Below are 8,689 nucleotides of genomic sequence, written 5' to 3'. Positions count from 1 at the left end.
TTCCCGCGTCGGGGCCGTGGCCGGTATCGCTACGCTCGATTCTGCCGCGCCGCCAGGAGTGCGTGAACCTCGCCGTCCCGGTCTGCGTCTCCTCCTCGCACGTCGCCTGGTGCTCCCTGCGGATGGAACCAGTGTTCATGATGCTCGGCCAGACGGCGGCGATCGCGGCCGGAAGCGGGATTCGCCAGGGCGTCGCCGTTCAGGACGTCTCTTACTCCGACATCCGCGCCGCGTTGCAGCGGGTGCGCGTTCCACTGCCGGCTGCCGAGGGGTGACGCCGTGCTGGCCCGTGTCGTGTCCCGCACTGACACATGACTGATACATGACTGATGCGCGCGAAAAGGGAAGTCGAAGGACTTCTACGTCCTCCGGCGCACGGTGTTCGCCTTGTTGCGCCGCGAGGGGGCGTCCTGATCCACCGGCGTGAGCGGCTTCACCGACGTGGGCGGCGTCATCCCGCAACGCCCGAGCCGTGGCCTATGGTGCCGTCGTGACACCGTCCTCGAGCCCGGAGCCGCCCTCCCTACCGCTTGCTGAGGAGGATGGCGCCGCGCCTTCTTCTGACGACACGCCCGTGGGACGCTCTGCGGGTTCCGACCCCGCACCTGTCGGTGCCCAGCCACCGACCACCGGCCGCGAGCGCCGCATCCCGCCGCCGGAGCAGTTCCGTGGGCCAGTCATTGCCCGGCGTGGCCAGGTGGAGCACTCCACCACGGATCAGCGCCTGCTCGACACCCGCAGCCCCTCGGGGTTCGTCCATTCCGACCCGTGGCGGGTCATGCGGATCCAGAGCGAGTTCGTCGAGGGTTTCGGCCTGCTCGCCGAACTGCCACGGGCGGTGACCGTCTTCGGCTCGGCCCGGATTCCCCCGGACAGCCCGTTCTACGAGCAGGGCCGGCTGCTCGGCGCCGCGCTCGCCGAGGCCGGCTTCGCGGTGATCACCGGCGGGGGGCCGGGCGCGATGGAGGCGGTGAACCGTGGGGCCCAGGAGGCCGGCGGCCTGTCGGTGGGCCTCGGTATTGAGCTTCCCTACGAGCAGCGGCTCAACGACTGGGTCGACCTCGGCGTCAGTTTCCGCTACTTCTTCGTCCGCAAGACGATGTTCGTGAAGTACGCCGAGGCGTTCGTGATCCTCCCCGGTGGGTTCGGCACGCTCGACGAGCTGTTCGAGGCGCTGACTCTGGTCCAGACCGGCAAGGTCACCCGGTTCCCAGTGGTGCTGATCGGCTCCGAGTACTGGTCGGGACTCGTCGACTGGATGCGGACGACCCTGCTGCCCGCCGGCCTGGTCCAGGAGCGGGACCTGCAGATCCTCTCGATCACCGACGGCATCCACGAGGCCGTGCGCATCATCCTGGAGGGAACCGCCGGGCACACCCGGCCCGCAGGTATGGATATTCCGTGAACATCTGCGTGTACTGCGCCTCCTCCGAGCTGATCGACCCCTCGTACGTCCTGCTGGCGGCCCAGACCGGCACCGAGCTTGCCCGGCGCGGCCACACCCTGGTCTCCGGCGGAGGCTCGGTGTCGTGCATGGGGGCGATCGCCCGGGCGGCGCGGGCCGGCGGAAGTTACACGGTCGGCGTGATCCCGCGGGCGCTGGTCGCGATGGAGGTCCGAGACCTGGACGCGGACGAGATCATCGTCACGGAGACCATGCGGGAGCGTAAGGCGCTCATGGACGCGCGCTCGGACGCCTTCCTGGCTCTGCCCGGGGGCCTGGGCACCCTTGAGGAGCTGCTTGAGGTCTGGGTCGCCGGGGTCCTGCGCATGCACACCAAGCCCGTGGTGGTCCTCGACCCCGACGGGGTCTTTGCCCACCTGCGGATCCTCGTCGACGAGATGGTCGACCGCGGGTTCGTCCGCCCGCGCGCCCGGGACACCCTCTGCTGGGCGACCGGCATCGGCGAGGCGGTGGACTTCCTGGAGGCGGGTGTGACAGAGGCGACCGTCACCTCGCCCCCGCCCCCGACCCTGCGGGAGATCGTCGAGGGCGACTGAGCCCGTTCCTGTTCCTTGCCTATCCAGAGGGTTTCGTGTCCGAAAAATCCCTCTGGATAGGCGAGCTGGCTGGGTAGGCGAGGGCGGTCCTCAGGCGAGGCCGCGGCGGGCGACGGCGAGGTCGACGTCGCCCCGGATCGCCGCGACCATCCGCAGCGTCCGCCACGTCGCCGCCACCTGGTGCGCCCGGAAGACCCGGGCCCCGAGCCAGGCGCTGACCGCGGTCGCGGCCAGCGTGCCCTCCAGGCGTTCGTCGATGCCGGTGTCCAGGGTCTCCCCGACGAAGTCCTTGTTCGACAGCGCGACGAGCACCGGCCACCCGGTGGCGACCAGTTCCGGCAGCCGGCGGGTGGCCTCGAGGGAGTGGCGGCTGTTCTTGCCGAAGTCGTGCCCGGGATCGACGAGGATCGCATCCGGCCGGACCCCGAGCGACACCGCCCGCTCGGCGAGCCCCACCGTGGTGGCGACGATGTCGGCGACCACGTCGTCGTAGACCATCCGGTGCGGCCGGGTGCGCGGCGGCAGATGGCCGGCGTGGGTGCAGACCAGACCGGCGTCGAACTCGGCCGCGACCTCGGCGAGCGCCGGGTCCACCCCGCCCCAGGCATCGTTGAGCAGGTCGGCGCCCTCACCCGCGACGACCCGTCCGACCTGCGCGCGCCAGGTGTCGACGCTGATGACCAGCCGGGGGTGGCGGGCCCGGACCTCGGCGACGAAGCCACCCACGCGGCGCAGCTCCTCGGTCGCACTCACCTCGCCGCCGGGCGCGGCCTTCACCCCGCCGATGTCGATGATCCCCGCCCCCTCGTCGACCGCACGGTCGACCGCAGCCAACGCCTCGGCCGCACCGTACGTCGCCCCGCGGTCGAAGAAGGAGTCCGGGGTGCGGTTGACGATCGCCATCACGATCAGCTCGGTCGGCTCGAAGGTCCGCGGACCCAGTCGTAGCGGATCCCGCCGTAGCGGGGCCGGGTGGGCAGCGTCGGCATGCACCGGGCCAGCCTGCCAGAATCACCGCGATCGGCGGGCCGTGGCACGATCGGATGCGTGGTGCTCGTCATCGAAATTGTGATCGTGGCCGCCGTCGTCTTCGCGGTGGCCGCGCTGGCCGTCGGTCGCTTCGATTGGCTCGCCCCGGCGCCGCCGGACGGCGCTCCCACCGGACTACCTGTCGGTACGGTAACAGCCGGCGACATTGCCCGCACGCGGTTCGGGATGGCGCTGCGTGGTTACCGGATGGCCGAGGTTGACGCCGTCCTGCTTCGGCTGGCCGACGAGCTGGCCTGGCGGGACGAGGAGCTGGCCCGGCGGGACGAGGAGCTGGTCCGGCTGGCCGCGTTCGCGCGCGTCGACACCGCGCCATCGCCGGACGGGCATCGGGTTACTCGCTCGCCACAGATCGACGAGTGATCGCCGCCGACTGTCCGTGGCATCCGCCGACTGTCTGTGGCATCCGCCGACTGTCTGTGGCATTACAATCGACTGTTGGTAGCCGGTCGATCTGGCCTACGCAGGGACACGTACAGGCGCCGCCGTCAACATCGACGCCCACCTCTCGATGTTGCGGCGGGCGACTGTTGTGATGCCGCGCAGAGACGTGTTTCGGTTTGCGGTCCGGTCTACGGGATAATCGTCGTCAGATGCAGGTCCGACGGCAGGAAGAGGTGCACCGATGGCGGCCATGAAGCCGCGGACGGGTGACGGTCCGCTCGAGGTGACCAAGGAGGGGCGCGGCATCGTCATGCGTGTCCCGCTGGAGGGGGGCGGTCGGCTCGTCGTGGAACTCACCGCCGACGAGGCGAGTGCGCTGGGGGATGCCCTGAAGACCGCGGTCGGTTAACCGTCCGTGTGTCCGTCCGTGTGCGCTGTCCTCGCGCCTGTCCCGCGGCAGCCGGGTCCCGTCGTGGTCCGGCGGTCCCGGCGAGAAGGCCGGCATGAGCATCGTTGATTCCGCGCCAGGCCCGGCGATCGACGGGCTCATCAGGCTTCCTCTCAGCGTCACCCTACGGTCCGCCACCGCCACCGCCACCGCCACCGCCGCCGGCGTCGAGCCCGCGACCGTCGCCCTGGTCCTCGCGTCGTCCGAGAACGGACCCGTGTTCGATGAGACTGCCCGCGGCGTCGGCGCCGATCTAGGACTGGATCTCGCGCTGCTGGTCGAGTCCGAGTCCCTGCGCGGTGATGCGGGTTCGGTGCTGGTGGTGCCGTTGGCCCGGACGGCTCGGCCGACCCGGCTGCTCGTGGTCGGCATCGGCGCCGGTCAACCGGGTGACTGGCGGGCCGCGGGCGCCGCGCTCGCCCGCCGCGCCGGGGCACCGGACCGGCTCGCGGTGGTGGCGGAGCCCGGCGATCCGGGCCTGAGGGCCTTCACCGAAGGTCTGGCGCTAGGCGCCTACCGGGCTGCTGGAGTGCCCGACCCGGCTGGCGGAGTGCCCGACCCGGCCGGCCGGCCCGGGCCGGAGAACGGCGTGCCCGGCGACGTCATCGTGCTCACCGGTCGGGCGGACGAGCCTGGGGCGGCGGCCGCGGTCGACGCCGCGCGGGCGGTGGCCACCGGGGTATACATCGCCCGCGATCTGGTCAACATGCCGAGTCTGGTGAAGTCACCCGCGTGGCTGGCGAACCGTGCCGTGCGCATCGCCGCGTCGGCGGGTCTCGACGCGACCCTGCTCGGCCCCGACGATCTTCCGGCGCAGGGCTTCGGGGGGTTGTGCGCCGTCGGTGAGGGTTCCCCTCGGCCGCCCTACCTGGTCAAACTCGAATATCACGGGCCACCGCGGACTTCTGGCGAGGCCGGGTTGGCGGGATCCACCGGGTCAGCGGGGCCGGATGGTTCGTCGGCGGGCCGCTTCACCGATGGTCACCGGGTCCTGGTCGGGAAGGGAATCACCTTCGACTCGGGTGGGCTCTCCCTGAAGCCGGCCGTCCCGATGGCCGGCATGAAGACTGATATGGCGGGCGCGGCGGCGGTGCTCGGGGCGATGACCGCGTTGCCGGCGTTGAACGTGCCCGGGCGCGTCACCGGTCTGCTCTGCCTGGCGGAGAACATGATCGGTGCGACTGCCATGCGTCCCGGCGACGTCATCACCTGCTGGGGCGGGACCACGGTGGAGGTACTGAACACCGACGCCGAGGGTCGCCTGGTGCTGGCGGACGGCCTCGCCTACGCCGCGGGCGCGCTCGACGCGGATGTCATCGTCGACCTCGCCACGCTGACCGGAGCGATCGCCGTGGCGCTCGGCCGGCGCACCGCCGGGCTGTTCAGCTCGGACGACCAGTTGGCGGCGGCGCTGTCCGCCGCGGCGGACAGCGCCGGGGAACGGGTGTGGCGGCTGCCGTTGGTGGAGGAGTACCGGGCGGCGATCGACTCGCCGGTGGCGGACCTCGCCAACATCGGCCGGGCGCTGGACGTCGGGGGCGGTTCCATCACCGCGGCGCTGTTCCTGCGGGAGTTCGCGGGCCGGCGGCCCTGGGCGCATCTGGACATCGCGGGCACCGCACGGTCGGACGCCGACGACGGCGAGATCAGCCGGGGCGGCACCGGGTGGGGGGTGCGTACCCTGCTGACCTGGCTGTCGGGTGGGCCGTCCCAGGCACCGGCGGCCTGAGTAGAACCCCGGAACCCCGGAACCCCCAGACGTGTCCCGGGTACCCCTGGGTGTTGCCGGGCCGCGAAGGGGAGGTCAGGCCGCGAGACGCAGGAGCACGGCCTCGTATCCCCGGGCGATGTCCTCGGAGAGGACCAGGGAGACCCGGAGCACCACGGTGCGCTGGACGAAGACGTACTCGGTGACGAGCGGGTTGTCGGCGGTGACGGTGAGGAGCTTCGTCGCCCGCCGCTGCGCGCTCTCCGCGTCCGCGAAGACCTCGATCGCGCCGCCGCGCTCGATCGCGTCCGCGGGGCTCCCGGAGACCTCGTTGACGCCCACTCGCGGATCGCTGAAGGCGATTCTGCTGGTGTAGCCGTTCGCCCGGCCCAGGAGACGATCGGGGTCGCTGGCCGCGGTGTAGACGACGGTGGTGTGCAGCGGCAGGCCCGCGCCGGCCAGCCGGATCGCCACCTGCTCGGCGGTAAGGCCGGCGAGGCCGCCTCCCGCGGCCGACGGGGTGGGTACGGCCGTCGGGGAGGGGGTGGCGCCCGGTACGGCCGGGTGGGCGGAGCGCGCGCCGTGCGCCGGCCCCACCAGGCGCTTCAGCGTGTAACCGGCAATCCCGGCCAGGACCGCCACGACGAGGACGAACGTGATGTAGGGCAGCAGGCTCTCACGTGGGGCGGGCGGCGGCTCGGCGCGGCTGTCATAGGCGTCCCTGGCCCGGCTGTCATAGGCGTCGAAGTCGCCGTAGTTGCCGTGGTCGCCGTCGTAGACGTCATAGCGCCGGTACTCCTGTGCGGCCGGTGCCATTTACTCCCCAAGGCGTAGGAATGTCACGCTTAAGCGCACCTTACGCGTCCACCGAGGAGCCACCGGGTACCGGCACGATCAGCTGGCCCCGATCGTGTTACCGCGGACCGGTCACCCCGACCGGGGTGCCTGGCCAGCCGGCCGGGGTGTCTGCTCAGCCGACCGGGGAGGACTTGGCGACCACGGCGACCAGGAGGCCACCGCCGGTGGTGAGGAGCATCTGGGTGAGCCGCACATCGTCACGTACAGCCGTGGCGAGTTCGCGGACCGCCACCGCCTCGGGGCCGGTGGCCTGGCCTTGAGCCAGGGCCAGCACGCTGGCGAACGCCACCACGCCGCCCGGCCGCAGCAGCCGCAGGGCCTGGGTGAGGTACTCGGTGCCCTCACGCCGGTCCGCGTCACAGAACACGAGGTCATAGGCGCCGTCGGTCAGGCGGGGGAGAACGTCGAGGGCGCGGCCGGTGATCAGCCGGCTGCGCCCCGGGGTCATCCCCGCGTCGGCGTAGGTGCGCCGAGCCAGCCGAAGGTGCTCGGCCTCGACGTCGATGGTGGTCAGGGTCCCGTCGGGCCGCATCCCGCGCAACAGCCAGGTACCGGAGACCCCGGTACCCGTGCCGATCTCGACCACCGCGCGGGCGCCCACGGCGGCGGCGAGGAAGCGCAGGACCGCGCCGGTACCCGGGCTGACCGGGACGATCCCGACCTCCTCGGCTCGGGCGCGGGCAGCGCGAAGGATCGGGTCTTCCAGCAGGAAGCCCTCTGCATAGGCGGCGGCGGACTCGAGCTCGCCGATGTCAGTGTCCGGCATGACTTCCGCAGCCTACGGGAACGGGAGACCAGGGACGCGCGTTCATCTGGTCAACGCGCATCGTGTCGAGGATCGAGGGGAGAAACGTCGGTGTCCGCAGCGGGATTCGCCGCTCCCTGGCCGGCTCGTCGGGTACGTTTGACGCGAACCGACCGAGAGGCGGCCGTGGCTGCTCAGGACCCCGGGGCGGGCTCGGACGCCGCCGGCGTCGCCGCCACCGCAGAAGCTCCTGGTTGGGTTCCTCCTTCCTGGGAAGACGTGGTCCGTGAGCACGGCAACCGGGTCTACCGCCTCGCCTACCGCCTCACCGGTAACGCCCACGACGCCGAGGACCTGACGCAGGACGTGTTCGTTCGGGTGTTCCGGTCGTTGGCGGACTACACCCCCGGCACCTTCGAGGGGTGGCTGCACCGGATCACCACCAACCTCTTCCTCGATCGCATGCGTCGCCAGCAGAAGATCCGGTTCGATGCGCTGCCCGAGGACACCGAGCGGCTGGCCGGCCGCGAGGCGAGCCCGGAGGCGGTCTACGCCGAGGCTCATCTCGACGCGGACGTCGAGGCCGCGCTCGCCGCTCTGCCGCCCGACTTCCGGGCCGCCGTCGTGCTATGCGACATCGAGCAGCTCTCCTACGAAGAGATCGCTCAGACGCTGGGCGTGAAACTGGGCACAGTGCGCAGCCGGATCTCGCGCGGTCGGGCGATGTTGCGCGCGGCGCTGGCCGATCGCGCGCCACGTACCGGTGACGGTGCCGCGTTGTCCGCCGCCGTGGCGGTCTCGGACGACGCCCTTCTCGCCGCGGAGCCCGCCGTCGGGCCGGCGGCGGAGCTCGCCGAGGCGGACGCGTCGCCGCCGGGCACGACCAGACCGCATCGGGGCCGAGGCGACGACGGGCGGCTCAGAAGCGGGGGACGGCATGGGCCTGTCGCCGCCGGGAGCAAGGGTGGTGCTCCGCGGGAGCGGCGGGCGTGACCGAGCATCTCGGCGATCGGATCTCGCCTCTCATCGACCATCAGCTCGATCATGACGCTCGCGACCGCGCGCTCGCGCATCTTGCCTGCTGCGGGGAGTGCCAGCGGGAGGTGGCGGCCCTGCGGATAGTCAAGGCACGGCTGGTCGCCCTCGATGGCCCGGATCTTCCTGGCGGCCTCGCGGTCTGGCTGCTCAGCCTGGGCGGTCCGGCCGCGGTGCCCGCGTCCTCCCCGGGTTCGCCCCAACAGCCCCAGTGGTCCCCACAGTCCCATCGCTCCCAGTTCCGTCCTGCGCCGGACAGGCGGGGCCCCACCCGTCTCGACCCGGCCAGGCGTCCCGGGGCGTTCACGGTGACAGTACCGGCCCTGCTGCCGCGTTCCGCCGAGCTCCGACAGCCCCCCTCCGATCCTCGCCCGGGCGCCGGCACTCGTCCCGCCTCGCCCAGGCTCGCCGCTCGACCGGCGCCTGGAGCCACCGGCGGGGCGGCGCGTGATCTGGGTCAGGC

11 protein-coding genes are annotated in these 8,689 nt (G+C 72.0%); 8 read left to right on the top strand and 3 right to left on the bottom strand.

Going from position 1 to position 8,689, the window contains the following annotated elements:
* The 3 genes from AC08OQ_RS14775 to AC08OQ_RS14765 form a co-directional block, all read left to right on the top strand.
* Positions 1-275, top strand: a 275-nt coding sequence (locus AC08OQ_RS14775) for an FAD-dependent oxidoreductase (protein WP_476612124.1), incomplete at its 5' end; no start/stop codon positions are given.
* Positions 276-574: 299 nt separating this feature from the next.
* Positions 575-1,405, top strand: a complete 831-nt coding sequence (locus AC08OQ_RS14770) for an LOG family protein (protein ID WP_462188604.1) — start codon at positions 575-577, stop codon at positions 1,403-1,405.
* Positions 1,402-2,001 carry an LOG family protein gene (locus AC08OQ_RS14765; protein WP_462188603.1) on the top strand — a complete coding sequence of 200 codons (600 nt, stop codon included), beginning with the start codon at positions 1,402-1,404 and terminating at the stop codon, positions 1,999-2,001. Before AC08OQ_RS14770 ends, AC08OQ_RS14765 begins: the two co-directional genes overlap by 4 nt.
* Before the next feature lie 90 nt (positions 2,002-2,091).
* Here the strand turns inward: AC08OQ_RS14765 and folP are convergent, their stop codons facing one another.
* A complete protein-coding gene (gene folP / locus AC08OQ_RS14760) occupies positions 2,092-2,994 on the bottom strand; it encodes a dihydropteroate synthase (RefSeq protein ID WP_476596203.1) in 903 nt (300 codons plus the stop codon).
* Between the two features lie 54 nt (positions 2,995-3,048).
* Here folP and AC08OQ_RS14755 point away from each other — a divergent pair, with 54 nt between their 5' ends.
* From AC08OQ_RS14755 to AC08OQ_RS14745, 3 genes are all read left to right on the top strand, one after another.
* Positions 3,049-3,411 carry a DivIVA domain-containing protein gene (locus AC08OQ_RS14755; RefSeq protein WP_476601545.1) on the top strand — a complete coding sequence of 121 codons (363 nt, stop codon included), beginning with the start codon at positions 3,049-3,051 and terminating at the stop codon, positions 3,409-3,411.
* 262 nt (positions 3,412-3,673) lie between these two features.
* On the top strand, positions 3,674-3,841 hold the full coding sequence (locus AC08OQ_RS14750) for a DUF3117 domain-containing protein (RefSeq protein ID WP_007511639.1): 168 nt from the start codon (positions 3,674-3,676) through the stop codon (positions 3,839-3,841).
* A gap of 94 nt (positions 3,842-3,935) precedes the next feature.
* Positions 3,936-5,609 carry a leucyl aminopeptidase family protein gene (locus AC08OQ_RS14745; protein WP_476601546.1) on the top strand — a complete coding sequence of 558 codons (1,674 nt, stop codon included), beginning with the start codon at positions 3,936-3,938 and terminating at the stop codon, positions 5,607-5,609.
* Between the two features lie 75 nt (positions 5,610-5,684).
* On the opposite strand, the gene AC08OQ_RS14740 is transcribed toward AC08OQ_RS14745, so the two are convergent.
* A complete protein-coding gene (locus tag AC08OQ_RS14740) occupies positions 5,685-6,404 on the bottom strand; it encodes a hypothetical protein (RefSeq protein ID WP_476601547.1) in 720 nt (239 codons plus the stop codon).
* A 154-nt stretch (positions 6,405-6,558) separates the two neighbouring features.
* The gene (locus AC08OQ_RS14735) at positions 6,559-7,212 is read right to left on the bottom strand and encodes an O-methyltransferase (RefSeq protein WP_011438208.1); all 654 of its coding nucleotides are present in this window, start codon (positions 7,210-7,212) and stop codon (positions 6,559-6,561) included.
* Positions 7,213-7,350: 138 nt separating this feature from the next.
* On the opposite strand from AC08OQ_RS14735, the gene sigE reads away from it, so the two are divergent.
* Together sigE and AC08OQ_RS14725 are read left to right on the top strand one after the other, a co-directional pair.
* On the top strand, positions 7,351-8,184 hold the full coding sequence (gene sigE / locus AC08OQ_RS14730) for an RNA polymerase sigma factor SigE (protein WP_476612123.1): 834 nt from the start codon (positions 7,351-7,353) through the stop codon (positions 8,182-8,184).
* Positions 8,181-8,689: anti-sigma factor family protein (locus AC08OQ_RS14725; RefSeq protein ID WP_476612122.1), on the top strand; the 509-nt coding region annotated here is incomplete at its 3' end. The genes sigE and AC08OQ_RS14725, both read left to right, overlap by 4 nt.

The organism is Frankia sp. CcCS3, assembly GCF_977927575.1.
This window is presented reverse-complemented; position numbering and strand designations above follow the sequence as displayed.